This is a genomic window from Streptomyces sp. NPDC050508, assembly GCF_040655155.1.
Taxonomy (GTDB): Bacteria; Actinomycetota; Actinomycetes; order Streptomycetales; family Streptomycetaceae; genus Streptomyces.
Genome location: NZ_JBFAJJ010000007.1, coordinates 218,089 through 238,987 on the forward strand (window position 1 = coordinate 218,089; position 20,899 = coordinate 238,987).

General features: G+C 70.1%; 20 protein-coding genes. 15 read left to right on the forward strand and 5 right to left on the reverse strand.

Annotated elements, in window-relative coordinates; all coding sequences use genetic code 11:
• The first annotated feature begins 145 nt into the window (after positions 1-145).
• The 3 genes from AB0I69_RS21905 (at position 146) to AB0I69_RS21915 (ending at position 3,684) form a co-directional block, all read left to right on the forward strand.
• Positions 146-1,042: a 5-dehydro-4-deoxyglucarate dehydratase gene (locus AB0I69_RS21905; protein ID WP_363097509.1), complete on the forward strand. Its 897-nt coding sequence runs from the start codon at positions 146-148 to the stop codon at positions 1,040-1,042.
• Positions 1,039-2,328, forward strand: coding sequence for a glucarate dehydratase family protein (locus AB0I69_RS21910; RefSeq protein ID WP_363097296.1), 1,290 nt, complete (start codon positions 1,039-1,041; stop codon positions 2,326-2,328). The genes AB0I69_RS21905 and AB0I69_RS21910 overlap by 4 nt, the downstream gene beginning before the upstream one ends.
• Positions 2,329-2,526: 198 nt before the next feature.
• On the forward strand, positions 2,527-3,684 hold the full coding sequence (locus tag AB0I69_RS21915; RefSeq protein WP_363097297.1) for a PfkB family carbohydrate kinase: 1,158 nt from the start codon (positions 2,527-2,529) through the stop codon (positions 3,682-3,684).
• Between the two features lie 49 nt (positions 3,685-3,733).
• On the opposite strand, the gene AB0I69_RS21920 is transcribed toward AB0I69_RS21915, so the two are convergent.
• On the reverse strand, positions 3,734-4,459 hold the full coding sequence (locus tag AB0I69_RS21920; protein ID WP_363097298.1) for an FAD binding domain-containing protein: 726 nt from the start codon (positions 4,457-4,459) through the stop codon (positions 3,734-3,736).
• A 326-nt stretch (positions 4,460-4,785) separates the two neighbouring features.
• On the opposite strand from AB0I69_RS21920, the gene AB0I69_RS21925 reads away from it, so the two are divergent.
• Genes AB0I69_RS21925 through AB0I69_RS21945 form a run of 5 tightly spaced genes read left to right on the forward strand, consistent with a single transcriptional unit; the run spans position 4,786 to position 10,195 of the window.
• Positions 4,786-6,912, forward strand: coding sequence for a PhoH family protein (locus tag AB0I69_RS21925; RefSeq protein WP_363097299.1), 2,127 nt, complete (start codon positions 4,786-4,788; stop codon positions 6,910-6,912).
• A 12-nt stretch (positions 6,913-6,924) separates the two neighbouring features.
• On the forward strand, positions 6,925-7,422 hold the full coding sequence (gene ybeY, locus AB0I69_RS21930; RefSeq protein ID WP_363097300.1) for an rRNA maturation RNase YbeY: 498 nt from the start codon (positions 6,925-6,927) through the stop codon (positions 7,420-7,422).
• A gap of 32 nt (positions 7,423-7,454) precedes the next feature.
• Positions 7,455-8,762: a hemolysin family protein gene (locus tag AB0I69_RS21935; protein ID WP_363097301.1), complete on the forward strand. Its 1,308-nt coding sequence runs from the start codon at positions 7,455-7,457 to the stop codon at positions 8,760-8,762.
• Complete coding sequence (locus tag AB0I69_RS21940) at positions 8,759-9,118, forward strand: MmcQ/YjbR family DNA-binding protein (protein WP_363097302.1); 360 nt, start codon at positions 8,759-8,761, stop codon at positions 9,116-9,118. Before AB0I69_RS21935 ends, AB0I69_RS21940 begins: the two co-directional genes overlap by 4 nt.
• Before the next feature lie 42 nt (positions 9,119-9,160).
• A complete protein-coding gene (locus tag AB0I69_RS21945; protein ID WP_363097303.1) occupies positions 9,161-10,195 on the forward strand; it encodes a S66 peptidase family protein in 1,035 nt (344 codons plus the stop codon).
• 4 nt (positions 10,196-10,199) lie between these two features.
• Here the strand turns inward: AB0I69_RS21945 and AB0I69_RS21950 are convergent, their stop codons facing one another.
• On the reverse strand, positions 10,200-11,624 hold the full coding sequence (locus AB0I69_RS21950; RefSeq protein ID WP_363097304.1) for an MFS transporter: 1,425 nt from the start codon (positions 11,622-11,624) through the stop codon (positions 10,200-10,202).
• Positions 11,625-11,768: 144 nt separating this feature from the next.
• On the opposite strand from AB0I69_RS21950, the gene AB0I69_RS21955 reads away from it, so the two are divergent.
• The 5 genes from AB0I69_RS21955 (at position 11,769) to AB0I69_RS21975 (ending at position 16,282) form a co-directional block, all read left to right on the forward strand.
• Positions 11,769-12,584 carry a helix-turn-helix transcriptional regulator gene (locus tag AB0I69_RS21955; protein ID WP_363097510.1) on the forward strand — a complete coding sequence of 272 codons (816 nt, stop codon included), beginning with the start codon at positions 11,769-11,771 and terminating at the stop codon, positions 12,582-12,584.
• Positions 12,585-12,612: 28 nt separating this feature from the next.
• A complete protein-coding gene (locus AB0I69_RS21960) occupies positions 12,613-12,966 on the forward strand; it encodes a cytidine deaminase (protein ID WP_363097305.1) in 354 nt (117 codons plus the stop codon).
• A gap of 224 nt (positions 12,967-13,190) precedes the next feature.
• The gene (locus AB0I69_RS21965) at positions 13,191-13,676 is read left to right on the forward strand and encodes a hypothetical protein (RefSeq protein WP_363097306.1); all 486 of its coding nucleotides are present in this window, start codon (positions 13,191-13,193) and stop codon (positions 13,674-13,676) included.
• A 185-nt stretch (positions 13,677-13,861) separates the two neighbouring features.
• Positions 13,862-15,178: a beta-xylosidase gene (locus tag AB0I69_RS21970; protein WP_363097307.1), complete on the forward strand. Its 1,317-nt coding sequence runs from the start codon at positions 13,862-13,864 to the stop codon at positions 15,176-15,178.
• Between the two features lie 78 nt (positions 15,179-15,256).
• Complete coding sequence (locus AB0I69_RS21975) at positions 15,257-16,282, forward strand: DUF916 domain-containing protein (RefSeq protein ID WP_363097308.1); 1,026 nt, start codon at positions 15,257-15,259, stop codon at positions 16,280-16,282.
• On the opposite strand, the gene AB0I69_RS21980 is transcribed toward AB0I69_RS21975, so the two are convergent.
• The gene (locus AB0I69_RS21980) at positions 16,176-16,514 is read right to left on the reverse strand and encodes a P-II family nitrogen regulator (RefSeq protein WP_328683430.1); all 339 of its coding nucleotides are present in this window, start codon (positions 16,512-16,514) and stop codon (positions 16,176-16,178) included. The two genes, AB0I69_RS21975 and AB0I69_RS21980, sit on opposite strands and share 107 nt — an antisense overlap.
• Complete coding sequence (locus AB0I69_RS21985) at positions 16,511-17,827, reverse strand: ammonium transporter (RefSeq protein ID WP_363097309.1); 1,317 nt, start codon at positions 17,825-17,827, stop codon at positions 16,511-16,513. Before AB0I69_RS21985 ends, AB0I69_RS21980 begins: the two co-directional genes overlap by 4 nt.
• Positions 17,828-17,992: 165 nt before the next feature.
• On the opposite strand from AB0I69_RS21985, the gene era reads away from it, so the two are divergent.
• Positions 17,993-18,952 (forward strand): GTPase Era, encoded by a 960-nt coding sequence (era, locus tag AB0I69_RS21990; protein WP_199811129.1) that lies wholly within the window; start codon positions 17,993-17,995, stop codon positions 18,950-18,952.
• 108 nt (positions 18,953-19,060) lie between these two features.
• On the opposite strand, the gene AB0I69_RS21995 is transcribed toward era, so the two are convergent.
• On the reverse strand, positions 19,061-19,921 hold the full coding sequence (locus tag AB0I69_RS21995; RefSeq protein WP_363097310.1) for a helix-turn-helix transcriptional regulator: 861 nt from the start codon (positions 19,919-19,921) through the stop codon (positions 19,061-19,063).
• A gap of 119 nt (positions 19,922-20,040) precedes the next feature.
• Between AB0I69_RS21995 and AB0I69_RS22000 the strand changes: the two genes are divergently transcribed.
• A complete protein-coding gene (locus AB0I69_RS22000; protein ID WP_363097311.1) occupies positions 20,041-20,895 on the forward strand; it encodes an NAD-dependent epimerase/dehydratase family protein in 855 nt (284 codons plus the stop codon).
• Positions 20,896-20,899 lie beyond the last annotated feature (4 nt).

Below are 20,899 nucleotides of genomic sequence, written 5' to 3' on the forward strand. Positions count from 1 at the left end.
GGTGATGTTAGCGAGCGCGGGTGCCCCATTGACGGTCGCGGTTCGCGTATCTAATCTCTGTCTTCATACGTGGATAACGTCTACATAGGGAGATGGCGCAGTGAACGGCGACACGGAGACCGTGGTGCGCAGGCTCCGGGACGGGATGGCGGGCGGCGTGCTCTCCTTCCCGCTCACCTCCTTCCACGACGACGGCTCCCTCGACCCCGACGGCTTCCGCACCCATGTCGCGGCCCGGATCGCCACCGCCCCCGGCGCCGTCTTTCCCGCCTGCGGCACCGGCGAGTTCTTCTCGCTCGACGAGGACGAGTACCGCACGGTCGTCACCATCACCGTCGAGGAGGCGGCGGGCCGCGTCCCCGTCGTCGCCGGTGTCGGCTACGGCTGGGCGCAGGCCGCCCGCTTCACCCGCATCGCCGAGGAGGCCGGCGCCGACGCGCTCCTCGTCCTGCCGCACTACCTCGTCACCGCCCCGCAGGACGGCCTCGTGGCCCAGCTGGAGCAACTCGCCACCCGCACCCGGCTCCCGCTCATCGCCTACCAGCGCGGCCAAGTCGCCTACGGACTGGACGCGTTCAGGCGGATCGCGCAGATCCCCGGCGTCATCGGCCTCAAGGACGGCCACAGCGACCTCGACCGCCTCCAACGCCTCACGCTCGCCGCCCCCGAGGGCTTCCTCTTCTTCAACGGCGCCTCCACCGCCGAGATCCAGGCCCGCGCCTACGCCACCGTCGGCGTCCCCGCCTACTCCTCCGCCGTCCACGCCTTCGCCCCCGAGATCGCGAACGCCTTCTTCGCGGCGTTGCGGGACGGCGACGACAAGACGGTCGAGAAACTGCTGCGCGACTTCTACGTCCCGCTCGTCGAACTCCGCGACCGCGTACCGGGATACGCCGTGTCGCTCGTCAAGGCGGCGGCCCGGCTGCGCGGCCACCCGGTGGGACCCGTACGCGCCCCGCTCACCGACCCCTCGGCCGCCGACCTGGCCGACCTCACGACCCTGCTCACCACCGGACTCGACCTCGTAGGAGCCGCGCTGTGAACCTCACCATCGCCGACGTCCGCCTGACCCCGATCCTCGTCGCGGACCCACCCCTCCTGAACACCCAGGGCGTCCACCAGCCCTACACCCCGCGCCTGATCGTCGAGATCGAGACGGCCGACGGGATCACCGGCCTCGGCGAGACCTACGGCGACACCAAGTACCTGGAACTGGCCCGCCCGTTCGCAGAGAAGCTGATCGGCCGTCAAGTCAGCGACACGAACGGCCTGTTCACCGTCGCCGACGAGCTGGCCGTCGACAGTTCGCGGGTCTCCGGGCAGGTCGACGTCGGTGGACTGCGCGGGGTCCAGACCGCCGACAAGCTGCGGCTGTCCGTCGTCTCCGCCTTCGAGGTCGCCTGCCTCGACGCGCTCGGCAAGTCGCTCGGGCTGCCCGTGCACGCCCTGCTCGGGGGCAAGTTGAGGGACGCGGTGGAGTACAGCGCGTACCTGTTCTACAAGTGGGCCGACCACCCCGAGGGCATCGCGGCCGAGAAGGACGACTGGGGTGCCGCCGTCGACCCGGCCGGAGTCGTCGAGCAGGCACGGAAGTTCAAGGAGCGGTACGGCTTCACCTCCTTCAAGCTCAAGGGAGGGGTCTTCCCGCCCGACGAAGAGATCGCCGCCGTACGGGCGTTGGCGGCGGCCTTCCCCGACCACCCCCTCCGCCTCGACCCCAACGGCGCCTGGTCCGTGGAGACTTCACTGAAGGTGGCGAAGGAACTCGGGGACGTCCTCGAATACCTGGAGGACCCCGCCCTCGGTACCCCGGCCATGGCCGAGGTGTCCGCCGGGACCGACGTGCCGCTCGCCACCAACATGTGCGTGACGACGTTCGCCGAGATCAAGGAAGCCTTCACGCGTGACGCCGTACAGGTGGTGCTCTCCGACCACCACTACTGGGGCGGGCTGCGCAACACCCAGCAACTGGCCGCCATCTGCCGCACGTTCGGCGTCGGCATCTCCATGCACTCCAACACCCACCTCGGGATCAGCCTCGCCGCGATGACCCACGTCGCGTCGACCGTCCCCAACCTCCACCACGCCTGCGACTCCCACTACCCCTGGCAGTCCGAGGACGTCCTCACCGAACGCCTCACCTTCACCGACGCCAAGGTCACCGTCTCCGACGCACCCGGTCTCGGCGTCGAACTCGACCGCGCCAAGCTGCGGTTCCTGCACCAGCGGTGGCTCGACGACGACGGTGCGCTGCGCGAGCGCGACGACGCGGCGGCGATGCGCATCACCGACCCGGAGTGGGTCACGCCTTCGATGCCGCGCTGGTAGGTGCGGGCCGCGCAGCCCGGGGTGACCGGATTCGGACGCGCCCGCCACGGGCAGTCGCGGGGCGCCCGCGCGCACCCTACGGCCCCGACCTGCGGTGGTCCGACACCGGTGCGACGGGCGGGCCCGGAGCGGGAGCCGCCCTCACGCGCGCGTGGTGGTGCACACTGGCCTGATCCGTATCACGTCAGGGAGCGCACCGTGACCGCGTCCAACGCGTCCACCGGAAAGGGACCGTCGTCCCGCAGCGAAGGGCCGTCCTGCGGGGTCGATCCGCTGGCCGGGCTGCGAACGCCGGACGATCCGCCCTGGGACGTGTATCTCACCGGCACCGTCTTCCTCGACATCATCTTCACCGGGCTCGAATCCGCCCCCGTGCGCGGCACCGAGTCATGGGCGCGCGGGATGGGGTCGAGCCCGGGCGGCGTGGCGAACATGGCGACCGCGCTGGCCCGCCTCGGCCTGCGGACCTCACTAGCCGCGGCCTTCGGCGACGACCACTACGGCGAGTACTGCTGGGACGCGCTGGAACAGGGCGAGGGCATCGACCTCTCCGCCTCCCGCTCGGTGCCCGGCTGGCACTCCCCGGTCACCGTCTCGATGGCGTACGAGGGCGAACGCACGATGGTCTCCCACGGCCACGAGCCGCCCCCGGAGGCCGTGTTCGGCCAGGAAGGCGCACCGGCCTGCCCGCCACGCGCGCGTGCCGCCGTCGCCTCCCTCACCCCCGGCAAGCAGGCCCCCTGGGTCGCCCAGGCCGCGAGCGAGGGCACCCGGATCTTCGCCGACGTCGGCTGGGACGACACCGGGGCCTGGGACCTCGCCGGACTCGCCGACCTCGCGCACTGCGAGGCGTTCCTGCCGAACGCCGAGGAAGCCATGCGCTACACCGGCGCCGACTGCCCCCGCGCCGCCGCCCACGCCCTCACCGAACACGTACCCCTCGCGGTCGTCACCCTCGGCGCGGACGGCGCGTACGCGGTGGACCGGCGTACCGGGGAGTCCGCCGAGGTCCCGGCCATCGCCGTCGAGGCCCTCGACCCCACCGGCGCCGGCGACGTCTTCGTGGCCGGCTTCGTCACCGGCACCCTGGCCGGCTGGCCGCTCGCCGACCGCCTCGCCTTCGCCGGACTCACCGCCGCCCTCTCCGTCCAGGAGTTCGGCGGTTCGCTCTCCGCACCGGGCTGGTCCGAGATCGGCGCCTGGTGGCGCAAGGTGCAGTCGGTCGAGGGCCAGGACCCGACAGCCCTGAACCGGTACGCGTTCCTGGCGGGACTCGTACCGGAGGAGCAGGGCAGCGGCAGTCCGTGGCCGCTGCGGCGGGCGGTGCCGACGATCGGGTTCGGCAGGTCGACGTAGGAGGCAGGAGACACGCGTGGACCGGTAGCCAGCTGTTCGCCGCTCGGGCTCAGCGGGCCCCCGCAGCCCCCGCCCGCTCCACCACCCCGGTGACCTCTTCCCGTACCGCCTCGAAGACCGCCTCCGGCAACGTGCCGAGCGGTGTGAGCGCCAGGGTGCCGAGGACCCGGGAGGCATCGGTGTCGTAGGGGACGGCCTCGCTGAGCACGTCATAGCCGTCACGGACAGCGACACGCAGCGTGGGCCGGTCCGCCCCCGTCACGGCGACCGCGACCACGAACGGAACCTCTCCGCGCAGCACACCGGTCAGCTTGCGATAACCGCTGGCCATCGGCTCACTCCAGTGCAGACGCAGCAGCAGGGGCCGCTTCGCCAGCAACTCCGCGAGGTCGGTCTCGACAGGACCGTCCGGCTCCAGGACCACCGCGTGGGCGTCCAGCACCAGCGCGGCCGGCAGCAGACAGCGCAGCGTGCTGCCGACGATGTTCCCGCCGACCGTCGCGGTCCGGCGCACCGCACCGGTGCCCACCCCGCCCGCGGCCCGCCGCAGCACCTCCGGCACCCGCTCGTCGATCTCGTGCAGCAGTACGGCCGCGCCGAGCGTCCCGTCCCCGATCACCCTCGCCTCGGGCACCTCGCGCAGGGACACCGCCTGCTCGGGAAAACCGTCCCGTTGCCAGCCGGCCCACACAAGCGTCGCCCCGCCGACGGGTACCGCCCCCTCGGCCAGACACTCCTGCGCTTCGGACACGGACGTGGGCAGACGCACGAACACAGCGGCCGACCTGCTTTCCCTCACGGCCCGGGGGTGGGAGCCACGGCCCACCGGCCGGATTTCCTGCTGACACCTGGCTGACACAGCGCATTGTCCATACATACGAGGGAGCGCGAACAGGGCTCACGGCGACACCCTGTGCGCTCGCCCTGCGCCGGGTACGCCCCTCCGGAAGACGCGCGTCCACCCGGTATTTCGTGGCCCGACGGTCACCGAAAAGCCCTACGGCGTTGTCAGTGGCCCGGCGTACCCTGGGAATCGCCAGGCCGCCCTTGTGGCGGGCGAGTCTTTTCGAGGAGGACGAGCAAGGCCTACAGAGCCGGCCCATGACTCAGACACCCACAGCTCACACCCCCGCGCAGGGGCAGGCGAGAGCAGAGTTCACCGTCCCCGCCCAGCACCCCATGGTGGCCCTTCTGGGTTCCGGCGATGCCCTCCTGCGCGTGATCGAGAAGGCCTTCCCGGCGGCCGACATCCACGTCCGGGGCAATGAGATCAGCGCGGTCGGCGACGCCCGCCAAGTCGCCCTCGTCCAGCGCCTGTTCGACGAGATGATGCTGGTGCTGCGCACCGGGCAGCCGATGACGGAGGACGCAGTGGAACGCTCGATCGCCATGCTCAGGGCGAGCGAGAACGGGGATGGTCCCGAGGAGACACCCGCCGAGGTGCTCACCCAGAACATCCTGTCCTCGCGAGGCCGCACGATCCGCCCCAAGACCCTCAACCAGAAGCGGTACGTCGACGCGATCGACAAGAACACGATCGTCTTCGGCATCGGCCCCGCCGGCACCGGCAAGACCTACCTCGCCATGGCCAAGGCCGTCCAGGCCCTCCAGTCCAAGCAGGTCAGCCGCATCATCCTGACCCGCCCGGCGGTGGAGGCGGGCGAGCGCCTCGGCTTCCTCCCCGGCACCCTGTACGAGAAGATCGACCCGTACCTGCGCCCCCTGTACGACGCCCTGCACGACATGCTGGACCCGGAGTCGATCCCGAAGCTGATGGCGGCGGGGACGATCGAGGTGGCACCGCTGGCATATATGCGTGGGCGTGCGCAACCTGTCTTCACGAACGTCCTGACACCGGACGGCTGGCGCCCCATCGGCGACCTTCAGGTCGGTGACCTGGTCGTCGGCTCGAACGGTGAGCCGACCCCGGTCCTCGGCGTGTATCCGCAGGGGGAGAAGGACATCTACCGCGTCAGTGCCCAGGACGGTTCCTGGACCCTGTGCTGCGGCGAGCACCTGTGGACGGTCCGCACGGCTTCGGACAAGCGCCGTGACAAGCCGTGGCGTGTCCTGGAGACGCAGGAGATGATCGGCAACCTGCGGGCGGCACACGCTCGCCGCTATGAGCTGCCGATGCTCACGGCGCCGGTCTCCTTCCCGGAGCGTGAGGTCCCCATGGACCCGTACGCACTGGGCCTGCTGCTCGGTGACGGATGCCTCACGGGCTCCACGACTCCGTCTTTCGCGACGGAGGATCCGGAACTGGCCGAGGCGCTGGAAGGCGCGCTGCCGGGTGTCGTCGTGCGGCACAAGAGCGGACCCGACTACGTGCTCAACCGGATCAAGTCCCCCGGTGATGTGGTCACGTTGGCGAACCCCGTCACCCGGGTTCTGCGTGAACTGGACCTGCTGCGCACCCGCTCGCACACCAAGTTCGTCCCGGACGACTACCTGTACAACACCGCCGAAGTACGGCTGGCCGTTCTCCAAGGCCTGCTCGACTCCGACGGCGGACCGGTGACGCAGTCCGACCGCACGTGCCGGATCCAGTTCTCGTCCACATCGATCCTGCTGCGCGACGACATCATCGCCTTGGTGCAGTCGCTGGGCGGCGTCGCCTACACACGCCGTCGACCTGCCGAAGGCCGCAAGCAGGGCACCGCTCTGGCGGCGCACCGCCATGACAGCCATGTCGTGGACATCCGTCTCCCGGAAGGCATCGAACCCTTCCGCCTCGCCCGCAAGCGCGACAAGTACCACGCGGCCGGAGGCGGCGGACGCCCGATGCGTTTCATCGACAGCATCGAGCCCGCGGGCAGGGAGGAGACGGTCTGCATCCAGGTGGCGGCCGAGGACTCGCTGTACGTCACCCAGGACTACCTGCTGACGCACAACACCCTCAACGACGCCTTCATCATCCTGGACGAGGCCCAGAACACGAGCCCCGAGCAGATGAAGATGTTCCTCACCCGGCTCGGTTTCGAGTCGAAGATCGTGATCACCGGTGACGTGACGCAGGTCGACCTGCCGAGCGGGACGAAGTCGGGGCTTCGGCAGGTGCAGGACATCCTGGAGGGGCTCGACGACGTGCACTTCTCCCGCCTGTCGTCGGCGGACGTCGTCCGGCACAAGCTGGTCGGCCGTATCGTCGACGCGTACGAGAAGTACGACAGCGAGAACGGTACGGAGAACGGCACCCACAAGGGTGCCCGTGACAAGCGGAAGTAGATCAGCACGACCATGTCGATCGACGTCAACAACGAGTCCGGAACCGAGGTCGACGAGCAGGCGATCCTCGACATCGCCCGCTATGCGCTCGCGCGGATGCGCATCCACCCGCTCTCCGAGCTCTCGGTGATCGTCGTGGACGAGGACGCCATGGAGCAGCTTCATATCCAGTGGATGGATCTGCCGGGTCCGACCGATGTCATGTCCTTCCCGATGGACGAGTTGCGTCCGCCGAGCAAGGACGACGAGGAGCCTCCGCAGGGGCTCCTCGGTGACATCGTGCTGTGCCCGGAGGTCGCCAAGAAGCAGGGCGAGGAAGCCGAGACACAGCACACCATGGACGAGGAGCTCCAACTGCTCACCGTCCACGGTGTGTTGCACCTGCTCGGCTACGACCACGAGGAGCCCGACGAGAAGGCCGAGATGTTCGGTCTGCAGGCCGCCATCGTGGACGGCTGGCGCGCGGAGAAGGGCGTCGACGGCCCCTCCCCGGCCCCGACGGTCTCCTAGGGCACGGGTTAGGGCACAGGTAAGTACGCCTCATGAGTCCTCAGATCGTCGTCGGCGCCATCGCCCTGGTCGTGGTCGCCTGGCTCGCCGCCTGCGCGGAGGCGGGCCTCGCGCGCGTCTCCAGCTTCCGCGCCGAGGAGGCCGTACGGTCCGGTCGGCGCGGCAGTGCCAAGCTGGCGCAGGTCGCCGCCGACCCGACCCGCTATCTCAACGTGGCGCTGCTGGTCAGGGTGGTCTGCGAGATGGCCGCCGCCGCGCTGGTCACCTATGAGTGTCTGCAGGTGATCCACGGGACCGCGGCAGCGCTCTTCGCCGCGATCGGCGTCATGGTCCTGGTGTCGTACGTCGCGGTCGGGGTGTCCCCGCGCACGATCGGGCGTCAGCATCCGCTGAACACGGCGACCGCGGCGGCGTACGTGCTGGTGCCGCTCGCGCGGATCATGGGGCCGATCCCGTATCTGCTGATCCTCATCGGCAACGCGCTTACTCCCGGCAAGGGTTTCCGGCGCGGTCCGTTCGCGTCCGAGGCCGAGTTGCGCGCGCTGGTGGACCTCGCGGAGAAGGAGTCGTTGATCGAGGACGAGGAGCGCCGGATGGTGCACTCGGTCTTCGAGCTCGGCGACACCCTCGTGCGTGAGGTGATGGTGCCGCGGACCGATCTCGTCGTCATCGAGCGGTACAAGACGATCCGTCAGGCCCTCACCCTCGCGCTGCGCTCCGGCTTCTCGCGTATCCCGGTGACCGGGGAGAGCGAGGACGACATCGTCGGGATCGTGTATCTGAAGGACCTGGTCCGTAAGACGCACATCAGCCGGGACGCCGAGTCGGAGCTGGTCTCGACGGCCATGCGGCCCGCGAGCTTCGTGCCGGACACCAAGAACGCCGGTGATCTGCTGCGCGAGATGCAGCAGGAGCGCAATCACGTCGCCGTCGTCATCGACGAGTACGGCGGCACGGCCGGCATCGTCACCATCGAGGACATCCTTGAGGAGATCGTCGGCGAGATCACCGACGAGTACGACCGTGAGCTGCCTCCGGTCGAGGAGCTGGGCGACGACCGATACCGGGTCACCGCCCGTCTGGACATCGGTGACCTGGGCGAGCTGTACGGCTTCGAGGCGTACGACGACGAGGACGTGGAGACGGTCGGCGGGCTGCTCGCGAAGGCCCTGGGGCGGGTCCCCATCGCCGGTGCCTCCTCCGTCGTGGAGCTGCCGGACGGTCGCGAACTACGGCTGACGGCGGAGGCCTCGGCCGGGCGGCGGAACAAGATCGTGACGGTGTTGGTGGAGCCGGTGGGGCCGGCCGACCCGTCCGAGGAGGAGGCGAAGCCGGAGTGAGTCCCGAGGAACTGCGCGCGTTCTGCCTGTCGTTCAACGCGACGGTGGAGGACTTCCCGTTCAGCCCGGACATGTCCGTCTTCAAGGTGCTGGGCAAGCTCTTCGCCCTGACCCGTCTGGACGGCAACCCGCTCACGGTCAACCTGAAGTGCGACCCGGAGGACGCGATCCGTCTCCGGGAGGAGTACGAGGGGCTGATCATCCCCGGGTATCACATGAACAAGCGGCACTGGAACACGGTGACGGTGGACGGCGACCTTCCGGACCGGCTCCTCAGGGAACTGATCGAGGACTCGTACGACTTGGTCGTGGCCGGTCTGCCGAGGGCGGAGCGGTTGCGGCTGGACCGGCCGTAAATCCCGGTGAGCGGCTGGTGAAGGCGTGTCAGAATCCGGCGTATGGCTGCTGCTGTGCGATATCCGCGTCCTCTGCGCCCCGGTGACCGGGTCGGAGTCACGTCTCCGTCCAGCGGGGTCCCCGACATCCTGCGCAAGCGGCTCGACGTCGCGGTCCGGGAGGTCGAGGCGCGCGGGTACGAGGTCGTCGTCGGCCGGTGCATGGACGGGTCGGGCCATGTCAGCGCCCCCGCCGCAGAGCGTGCCGCCGAGCTGACGGACATGCTCACCGATCCCGGCATCCGGGCCGTGGTGCCGCCGTGGGGCGGGGAGACCGCGATCGACCTGTTGCCGTTGCTCGACTTCGGGCGGATCGGGCGGGCCGAACCGACCTGGGTGGTCGGCTACTCGGACATCTCGACCCTGCTGGCGCCCCTGACCCTGCTCACCGGAACCGCGACCCTGCACGGCAACTCCCTTATGGAGACGCCCTATCGGCCCCCCGAGGGGCTGCTGTCCTGGCTGGACATCGTGGCCTCGCCGCAGGGGGAGCCGTTCACACAGTCCCCGCCGAACCGCCATCGCAGCCCGGGCCGGGACGACTTCGTGGGGCATCCGGAGGTCCGGGACCTCACCCTGGACACCCCGGGGCGCTGGACCCGCCTCGACGGCGAAGGCGACCTCGACATCGAGGGCCGGCTGATCGGCGGTTGCGTCGAGACGCTGACCAACCTCGCCGGGACGCCGTACCTGGACGTCACGTCCTTCGCGCGGAGGGTGGCTCCCGAGGGGCTGCTCGTGTATGTCGAGGCCTGCGAGGACAGCGCGTTCACCATCTGCCGGAATCTGCACGGCATGCGGCTGGCCGGGTTCTTCGACGCGGCGAACGCCGTGCTCGTCGGCCGGACCCACGCGCCCGACAGTCCCACCCTCACCCAGCACGAGGCCGTCATGGACGCGCTCGGCCCGCTGGGCGTGCCGGTCGTCGCCGATGTCGAGTGCGGGCATGTCGCGCCGTATCTGCCGCTGGTGAACGGAGCGCGCGGCCGGGTCGTCCACACGGCCACGCGCTCCGAACTCGTCCAGACCTTGGACTGACATCTCATACGGTGGCCGTGTGGGCCTTTCGGTCCCTGCCGAGGCCTACGGCGACCAGGACCGCCGCCCCGAGCACGATCGCCGCGTCGATGCCGACCACGGTGTGGACCCCCGCCATCAGGTCGCCCGAGGTGGTGGCGAGGACGCCCAGGAGCGGGATGCCGACGGTGATGCCGACCTGCTGGGTGGAGGTGACCAGCCCGGTGGCCAGGCCCTGTTCCTCGTCGGGGACACCGGAGGTGACCGTCAGGCCGTAGGAGATGATCGCGCCCAGGTGGCACATGCTCGCCAGGGAGACGGCGGCCGTGGCGAGCCAGACCGACCAGGTGTGGGTGTTGAGGGCGAGGAGGGTGGCGACGAAGGTCGCCTGGCCGGTGAGCGAGGCGATCAGGGTGCGGCGGGCGCCGATGCGGCCGATGACCTTGGGGGCGTAGACGCCCGCGACCGCCGAGAGGATGCCCTGGACGCCGAAGACCAGGCCCGTCTCGAAGGACGACAGGTGCAGGATCTCCTGGAGGTACAGGGTCAGGACGAAGATCACCGTCGACATCATCGAGAAGGTGACCAGACCGCCCAGGTTGCCCCAGGCCACCGTGCGGCGGCGCAGCATGGGGAGGGAGACCAGGGGGTGGGCCGTGCGGGACTCGACGTACGCGAAAGTGGTCAGGAGCAGTACGCCTGCGATCAAGGTCGTGATGACGTCGGTGCGGGCGAAGCCGTGGTCCGCCGCGGTCGACAGGGCGTAGATCAGGGCCAGCAGGCCGCCGGTGACCGTGATCGCGCCGGGGATGTCGAGGCGCGGGCGGTCCGGGGTGCGGGACTCGGGGAGCAGGGCGGGGGCCAGGGACAGGACGATCACCGCGAACAGGGTGAGCAGGGCCATCGTCGAGCGCCAGCCGAACGCGTCGGTCAGGACGCCGCCGGCCACCATGCCGGTCGTGTAGCCGAGCGAGAGCAGGGTGCCGGAGATGCCGAGTGCGCGGTCGCGGGCCGGGCCCTCCGGGAAGGTGGTCGTGAGGAGGGACATGCCGGTGGGGACGATGGTCGCGGCGCCCAGGCCTTGGAGTGCCCTGCCGGTCAGGAACGACGCCGGGTCCCAGGCGAACGTGGCCAGCAGGGAGGCCGTACCGAAGAGGGCCAGGCCGGTGAGGAACAGTCGGCGGCGGCCGTAGAGGTCGCCGATGCGGCCGAACAGGAGCAGGAAGCCGCCGGACGGCAGCGCGAACGCGGTGACCGCCCACTGGAGGCCCGACTGGCTCATGCCGAGGTCGGCGCCGAGGGTGGGCAGGGCCACGTTCAGGACGGAGAAGTCCAGGGCGACCATGAACTGGGCCGCGCAGAGGACGAAGAGGACGAGCTTGTCGCGCGTCGAGAGTTTCGGAGTGCCGAGTGGTTCGTGGACGGTGGGAGAGGTCGTGTCGGTCGCCATGCGTCGAGCTTCCCGGCGTCGGAATAGCCGTGGGGAGCCGCAAGTTGTGCTGGTGGTGGCACCACCAGGCAGCACGAGGGGGATGTGTACGTGGCTGAGGATGCCCTGAAGAGTCGTCGGCTGAGCGAACTGCGTGAGTTCCTGATGAGCCGCCGGGCCCGGGTCTCGCCGGCCGAGGCGGGGCTGCCGGACGGCGGGGCGCGGCGCCGTACACCCGGGCTGCGGCGGGAAGAGGTCGCCGTGCTCGCGGGCGTCGGCGCCTCCTGGTACCAGTGGCTGGAGCAGGGGCGGGACATCTCGGTGTCGCCGCAGGTCCTCGACTCCGTCGCCCGGGTGCTGCGGCTCAGCAACGCCGAGCGGCGGCATCTGTATGCGCTGGCCGGGTTGAATCCGCCCGCGGCCGAACCCGCCGCCGACCACGGGTGTGAGGGCATACGGCGGCTCATCGACGCGTGGATGCCGTTTCCGGCGCACATCATGGACCGCTACTACAACTGCGTGATCTACAACGACGCGGCGGGCTGGGTGCTCGGCATGCGGCCCGAGAACACACAGAACTGCCTCGTCGACTTCTTCACCGATCCGCTCTACCGGGCCCGTTCGCAGAGCTGGGAGCGGAACGCGCGGACCGTCGTCGCGCAGTTCCGGGCGATGTGCGCGGACCGTCCCGACGACGAGGGCTTGCAGGCCGTGCTGGCCGAACTGACCTCCGTGAGCCCGGAGTTCGGTGCGTTGTGGGCGCGGCGGGACATCCAGGACGCCGGGGTGATCCGCAAGGAGCTGGACCATCCGCTGGTCGGTCTGCTGTGCGTCGAGTCGACGGCGTTGAAGGTGCCGGCGCGGCCCGATCTCACGATCGTGCTGCACACGCCGTTGGACGAGGCGAACACCGTGGCGAAGCTGGAGTGGCTGGCCTCGCCGGAGGGGCGGCGGGGCGCGATGTACCCCGTGGCGGGATGACCGGCCTGGTCCTTCGTATGCTCTGTTCATGACCGACAGCAGCGCGCTCGACCCCGAGGACCGCAAGATCGTCACCCTGGCCCGTTCGGCCCGGGCCCGTAATGGTGTGCCGGAGGGCGCGGCCGTACGGGATGAGACGGGGCGCACGTATGTCGCCGGGACCGTTGCCCTTGAGTCGCTGAAGTTGAGTGCGTTGCAGACGGCTGTGGCGATGGCGGTGGCTTCCGGGGCGAAGTCGTTGGAGGCGGCGGCGGTCGTGACGGAGGCGGAGTCTGCTTCGGCGGAGGACCGGGCGGCTGTACGGGATCTGGGTGGGCCGGAGACGCCAGTGCTGGTGGCTGCGCCGGACGGGGTTGTTCACCTCACGGTGACCGCCGGCTGAGGCGCTCCCCACCGACTGGCAGGAACCCTGTCCGGAAGTAACCCGTCCGGATTTCGCCCTTGCTCTCCCCGTGTCTCCCGCGCATCAATGGAACCGTAAGTTCCGACGGACCGTCAGATTCTCGCTCGCGTGGCGCACCGCACCGCGTCCGTGAGGTGTCTCTGAGGTGTTTCTCCCGTCCGTCCCCACATGGCATTCCCAGACACGGGAAGGGAACCAGACCCATGAAAGGCAAGCTGAGAAGCAAGCGAATCGGAACGGGTGCGGCATTGGCGACGGGGGTCCTCGCGGCCCTCTCGCTGGCGTTCGCGCCCAGCGCCCTCGCCGTCACTCCCCAGACGGCGACGATCACCGCGGACTGCGGCATCTTCGGCGGTGGCGCGGCCACGCTCACCGCCACGCAGGACGGCACCGCGGCCACCGTCACCATCACCTCCTCCATCACGGCGCCGCTCGCCCTGTCGCAGGACTCCATCGCTTCCACCTTCACGTTCGAGAACGCGAGCGGTGGTACGACCGTCTTCAGCGGGACGAAGAACCCGGCCATGGCGACGGGCGACGCCGTCACCGTCGGTCCGCTCGACGGGACCGTGGCCTCCGGCGACAGCCTGGAGGCGTACGGCGGGTCGCTGCAGATGACCATCTTCGGGATCGCCGTCACCTGCACGGCCACCGGACCGCAGTCACCGGGTCCGTTCGTGTTCGACTGAGAAGTCGCCCGAGAATTCCCCCCACGGGCTCAACTGGGCCGTCAGTTCCCGCTGTTGGGCGAGAACTGACGGCCCATCAGTTTGTTTCGCCGTGTCCATTGACTTCTCACGCAATCCCCACATCAATGCCCCCTGTCGGCGCAGAAGAGCCGCTGCGCCCACCGTCCTCAGGAGGGGGCCCATCCATGGCTTCGACAACCCGAAGACGCCGCTGGGCGTCGTTGCTCGGGGTGACCGCGCTCGCGGTCGCCACGGGCGGTGCGCTGGCCTGTCCGGCCGGTGCGTCCACGAACGTGGACTTTGCCACGCACTGCATCCCGCCGGCGGTCGCGGGCATCCCGCCCATCGACGGCACCACGACCGCCGCGATCACGGTGGACAACACCGCGCCGAAGGTCGGCGACACCGTCACCGTGACGTACACGGTGGTCAAGCCGGCCGCCAGCAACCCCACCGCCATCGCCCTGCCGGCCGACATCATGACGCCGACCGGGAAGGTGGTCCTCGGCGGTGCCCAGACCGGCAGCGTCACGGTGGCCGGGCCCAAGAAGAACGACCCGGTGCCGGGCAACGGCGCCTTCCCGTCCTTCTCCATGACCGGCACCTTCACGGTCACCACCCCGGGCGCGATCACCCTCTCGCCCGGCGACTACAACATCCACACCAGCTACATCCTGGAGCTGGACACCCCCTGCACGGTGACGACCCCGCCGGCGCCGGTCTCCGAGACCGTCACCGCGACCGCCACCACTCCGGTCAACACCCGTGCGATCAGCCTGGGTTCGGCCTCCGGGAACGCCGGTGCCAGTGTCACCGTGACCGGCAGCAACTTCACCCCGGGTGCCACCGTGACCCTGGCCGGGCGGTCCGGAACCGCCCAGACCGCGGACACGGCGACCGTCACGGCCAGTGCCAGTGGCGCCATCAGCGGTTCGCTCGTCGTCAATGACAAGACGACCACCGGGGTCGTGGCCTACGAAGGCAGTGCGTGGAGTACCGATCTGGGTGCCGGTCCTGCTGCCTACGTCGTCAACGACACCACGCCCGTTCCGCCGGGGAGTCAGAAGCTGACGACCACCGTCAAGGCGGGCACGCTGTCGATGTCACAGGCCGGGGACGCCGTGGGCCTCTCCGCGGTCGACTTCGGCAAGGGCGGTGCCTCCACGGGCGCCCTCAACACGGTGACGGTCCAGGACTTCCGCGGCGGACCCGCGGGCTGGTCCCTGACCGGCAAGGTCACCGACTTCACCGGTCCCGGCGCCAAGATCGGTGCCGGGGCGCTGAGTTGGACACCCGCCTGCGCCACCAAGGCGGGCAGCCCGAGCACCTGTGTCGCCGGTTCGGCGGGCACGGTGGGCAGTTCGGGAGCGACGCTCGCGTCCACGCCCGACGGCACGCTCACCGGCGGCCAGTTCACCGTCGACGCCGGACTCTCCCTGAACGTACCGGCGTTCACGCCTCCGGGCTCGTACTCCGGTGTGCTCACGCTGACGCTCACCTGACCGTCCCACTCATTTCCGGTGGCCGGGCGCTCGCACCCGCCCGACCGCCACACACCACGTCCGTGGGGGTCCGCACCCATGCGCAAGCTGTACGTCCTCCTCCTGAGCCTCTGCCTCGGCTGCTGCTTCGGTGTGCTCGCCGCGTCCTCCTCCTACGCGGCGGACAACGGCAGTTGGTCCGTGTACCCGGCCGCCTCGCAGATCGCCGCGCGGCCGTACTTCTATCTCTCCGCCGACCCCGGCCAGACCCTCCAGGACAAGGTGGTCGTCGCCAACAAGACGGCCGAGCCGCTGACTTTCCGGCTGTACGCGGCCGATGCCTACAACACCGCGCGTGACGGCGGGTTCGCGGTGCGGACCGTGAAAGAGACGATGCGTGGGGTGGGGGCGTGGGCGAAGCCCGCCAAGTCCCGGGTAACTGTGCCCGCCCACAAGACAGTTACCGTGCCGTTCACGCTGCACGTGCCCGAAGGCGCCGAACCGGGCGACCATCCGGGCGCGTTGGTCGCCCTCGACGAACGCGTCGACAAGGGCGACGGATCACTCGCCCTCGGCGTGCAACGGGCGGTCGGCGCCCGCGTCTACCTCCGGGTCAGCGGGCCGACGCTGCCCGCACTCGCCGTGGAACACGTGCATGTGTCCCATCACCAGCCGCTGGTACCGGGGTTGGGGGACAGCGCCGCGACGATCTCCTACACGCTGCACAACACCGGCAACGTCACCCTCGACCCGAAGGTGACGCTGAAGGCGCAGGGGCTGTTCGGCCGTACGTTGCTGTCGCGCGGACTGACGCGGATCCCGGCCGAGTTGCTGCCGGGGCAGAGCGTGAAGCTGAGCGAGTCGTGGAAGGGCGCGCCCCAACTCGACTGGGGCGACGTCACGTTGACCGCGAGTGCGCCGGGCACGAGGCAGTCGGCGAGCGCGTCGTTCTTCGCGCTGCCGTGGCTGGCGGCGGCGCTGCTGCTCGCGGTCGGGTTCGTCGGGGGAGTGCTGGCGGTCAGAGCGCGTCGGGGCCGCGCTCGCCCGTCCGTACCCGTACGACCGTCTCGACCGGGATCGACCACACCTTCCCGTCCCCGATCTTCCCCGTCTGCGCGGCCTTGACGATCGCGTCGATCACGGCCTCCGAGTCCGCGTCGTCGACGACGACCTCGATCCGCACCTTGGGGACGAGGTCGACGCGGTACTCGGCGCCGCGGTACACCTCGGTGTGGCCGCGCTGCCGCCCGTAGCCGCTGGCCTCGGTGACGGTCAGGCCGTGCACGCCGAGCTCCTGGAGCGCCGTCTTGACCTCGTCGAGGCGGTACGGCTTGACGATCGCGGTGATGAGCTTCATGCCTGGTTGCTGACCTTCTGAGCGGAGGTGGCGGAGGTGAGGGACGTGCCGACCGGGGCTCCGTGGCCCAGGACGCCGTGATCGTATGCGGTCTCGGCGTGCACCGTAAGGTCCAGACCCGTCTGCTCCTGCTCCTCACTCGCCCGCAGCCCCATCAGCCGGTCGAGCAGCTTGCCGATGCCGTACGTGACGAGGAACGCGTACGCCCCTACGGCGGCCACGGCCACCAGCTGCCTGCCGAGCTGGGCGAGCCCGCCGCCGTAGAGGAGGCCATCCGTCTTCCCGGTCAGTTCGGTGGTGGCGAAGACGCCGATCAGTAGGGTGCCGATGACGCCGCCGACCAGGTGGACGCCGACGACGTCGAGGGAGTCGTCGTAGTTCAGCTTGAACTTCCAGCCGACCGCGTACGAGCAGACGGCACCGGCGGCGAGGCCGACGACCAGCGCGCCGAGGAGGGAGACCGAACCGCAGGAGGGAGTGATGGCGACCAGACCGGCGACCGCGCCCGAGGCGGCGCCCAGGGTGGTGGGGTGGCCGTCGCGCTTCTGCTCCACGAAGAGCCAGCCGAGCAGGCCGGTGCAGCCCGCGGTGAGGGTGTTGAGGAAGGCCGCGGCGGCGAGGCCGTTGGCGCCGAGCGCGGAACCGGCGTTGAAGCCGAACCAGCCGAACCAGAGCAGGCCCGCGCCCAGCATGACCATGGGGAGGTTGTGCGGCCGCATGGCTTCGTGTTTGAAGCCTAGGCGGGGGCCGACCACCAGGCACAGGGCCAGTCCGGAAGCGCCCGAGGTGATCTCGACGGGGAGGCCGCCCGCGAAGTCGAGGGCGCCCAGGTGCGCCGCGATCCAGCCGCCCGGGCCCCATACCCAGTGCGCGACAGGAACGTATACGAGCAGCGCCCAGACGGGGACGAAGACCAGCCACGCCCCGAACCGGACCCGGTCCGCGACCGCGCCGCTGATCAGGGCGGCCGTGATGATCGCGAAGGTGAGCTGGAAGGTGGCGAAGAGGAGGGTGGGGACGGTGCCGTGGACGGCGTTCGGGCCGAGGCCTGCCATGCCAAGGTGCTTCACGCTGCCGATCAGGCCGCCGCCGATGTCGTCGCCGAACGCGAGGGAGTAGCCGGCGGCCAGCCAGACCACCGTGACCAGGGCGATCGACACGAAGCTCATCATCAGCATGTTGAGGACGCTCTTCGTGCGGACCATGCCGCCGTAGAAGAGGGCCAGGCCCGGGGTCATCAGCAGGACGAGGGCGGTGGCGGCGAGCAGCCAGGCGGTGTCGCCGGTGTCGATGCCTGCGGCGGCGAGGGTCACGGTCGTCTCCAACGGTGTGGGGGCTCGTCAGAGGGTCACCGGTGCTGGTTTCCGGTTGTGCACGGGGGTGTTTCCGTGACGTTTCGTTGCGGGAGGGTTTCCGAAAGCTCACGGTGGGGGGCGCGGGTGGACTGTTGTGCGGCGCGGGCTTGTGGATCAGGGACAATGGGCGCCATGAGCGTTCGTACCCCGTCATCCAAGCCGTCCGAGGCCCCCCACCGCGCCGGCTTCGCCTGCTTCGTGGGCCGCCCCAACGCGGGCAAGTCCACCCTTACGAATGCTCTGGTCGGCCAGAAGGTGGCGATCACCGCCAACCAGCCGCAGACCACGCGGCACACGGTGCGGGGTATCGTCCACCGGCCGGACGCGCAGCTGATCCTGGTGGACACGCCTGGGCTGCACAAGCCGCGCACACTGCTCGGGCAGCGGCTGAACGACATCGTGCGTACCACGTGGGCCGAGGTCGACGTCATCGGTTTCTGTCTGCCGGCGAACGAGAAGCTCGGCCCGGGTGACCGTTTCATCGCGAAGGAACTGGCGTCCATCAAGAAGACGCCGAAGATCGCGATCGTCACGAAGACCGACCTGGTCGACTCCAAGACGCTTGCCGAGCAGCTCATCGCCATCGACCAGCTCGGCAAGGAGCTGGGGTTCGAGTGGGCGGAGATCGTGCCGGTGTCGGCGGTCGCGGACCAGCAGGTGGATCTGCTTGCCGATCTGCTGATTCCGCTGCTGCCGGAGGGGCCGGCCCTTTACCCCGAGGGTGATCTCACCGACGAGCCCGAGCAGGTCATGATCGCGGAGTTGATCCGGGAGGCCGCGTTGGAGGGGGTGCGGGACGAGCTGCCGCACTCCATCGCCGTTGTGGTCGAGGAGATGCTGCCTCGCGAGGACCGGCCCGCTGATAAGCCGCTCCTTGATATCCACGCCTTCGTGTACATCGAGCGGCCCAGTCAGAAGGGCATCATCATCGGGCCGAAGGGCGCGCGGCTGAAGCAGGTCGGCATCAAGTCGCGTAAGCAGATCGAGGCGTTGCTGGGGACTCCGGTGTTCCTGGACCTGCATGTGAAGGTCGCGAAGGACTGGCAGCGGGATCCTCGGCAGTTGCGGAAGTTGGGGTTCTGAGGGCTTTTTCTCGCCCCCGCCGCCCCTACCCGTCCCATCCTTCTGGGGCTCCGCCCCAGGCCCCGCTCCTCAAACTCCCCCAGAGGGGGCACCCCCAAGGGGCTGGATTCAGCCCGTTGCGGGTCTCGGGGCCGGAGACATGTCCTGCAACCCCACCACCCGCAGCAGCTGCAGGCGTTCGTGTGACTCCGTGCCGGGGCGGGCTGTGTGGATGATGAGCAGGTGGTGGGCGTCCTGGTTCAGGAGGATCTCGCAGTCCAGCTCCAGGAGGCCGACCAGGGGGTGGCGGAAGCGCTTCGTGGAACGGCGCCGTACCGCCACCTCGTGTTCCTCCCACAGTCGCGCGAACTCCTTGCTGGACGACCGGAGTTCGGCCACCAGCGCGGCCGGCTCGGGGTCGTCGGGGCGGGCCGCGGCGACCGCCCGCAGGTTCGCGACGTGGGAGCGGGCGTGGTCCGGGATGTCCTCCGGGGGGAACAACTCCCGTGCCGTCGGGTTCAGGAAGAAACGGCGGAGCAGGTTGCGGTCCTGGGGTGGGCGGGCGAACACGTCGCCCGTCAGAGCTCTCGACATCGCGTTCTGCGCGATCATCTCGCCGCAGTCGCTCGACACGTGCGCCGGGGTGTCGTGCAGCCGGTCCAGGACCAGGAGGAGCCCCGGCCGCAGGTGCGCGGAGGTGCTTCCCCTGCGGGGCGGCTCCTCGCCGGTCAGGTGGAACAGGTGGTCGCGTTCGTCGTCCGTGAGCCGTAGCGCGCGGGCCAGTGCCGTGAGCATCTGGCGGGACGGGCGCGGGCCGCGGGCCTGTTCCAGGCGCGTGTAGTAGTCCACGGACATGCCGGTCAGCTGGGCCACCTCCTCGCGGCGCAGCCCTGGCGTACGGCGCCGGGCGCCGGGTGTGAGGCCCACGTCGGAGGGGTCCAGGCGGGCCCGGCCGCGGCGCAGGAAGTCGGCGAGTTCGGCTCGGTTCACGCATCCAGGGTGCGGCAGCCCACCCGGCTTATCCAGGGTCTGCCGATCCCCCGATCGGCAGGTCTCTCCCGGTACCGGCCCGCCCGCCCAAAGCTGGTCGGAGACGAGAGGAGCACAACATGTTGACACTGGTGACAGGCTCGACGGGGCAGGTCGGACGGCGCTTCGTACCGAGGCTGCTGGCGCAGGCCCGGCCGGGGGAGCGAGTGCGGGTCCTGGTGCGGGACGCGGCCCGCGGCGAGCGGTTCGCCGACCTGGGCGCGGAGGTCGTACTCGGCGATCTGCGGGACGAGGACGCCCTCGGCAAGGCGGTCGCCGGCGTGGACGCGGTCGTGAACGTCGCCGCGTCCTTCCGCGGCGTACCGGACGAGGAGGCCTGGGCCGTCAACCACGCGGCGGCGGTCGCCCTGGGACAGGCGGCGCTGGCCTCCGGCGTACGGCGCTTCGTCCAGGTCAGCACGGGGCTCGTGTACGGCACCGGGCGGGGCCGCCCCATGACCGAGGAGGACGAGAGCCGCCCCGGCGGCGAGATGTGGGGCGCCTACCCCGACGCGAAGGCGACGGCGGAACGGGAGTTGCTCGCCCTGGAGGGCATGGACGTCCGCGTCGCCCGACTCCCCTTCGTCTACGGCGAGGGCGACCCCCACCTCGCCAACTCCCTTCGCTGGGCCGCCCATTGGGCCTCGAACCAGCGCCTCCACATGGGCCACCACGCGGACGTCGCCCAGGGCCTCCTGCGCATCCTGCACGCCCCGGGAATCGCCGGCCGCATCTACAACATCGCCGACGACGCCCCGGTCACCGCGGTCGAACTCCACCTGCTCAACGGCGTCGAGATCCCCGCCGAACTCGCTCGACACACGGACTCCGACCCGTGGTTCGGCATCATGTCCACGGAACGCATCCGCCGCGAGCTGGGCTACCGTCCCCTGTTCCCGACGGCGTGGTCGGCACGGGACGCGGGCGTGCTCTAGCGAC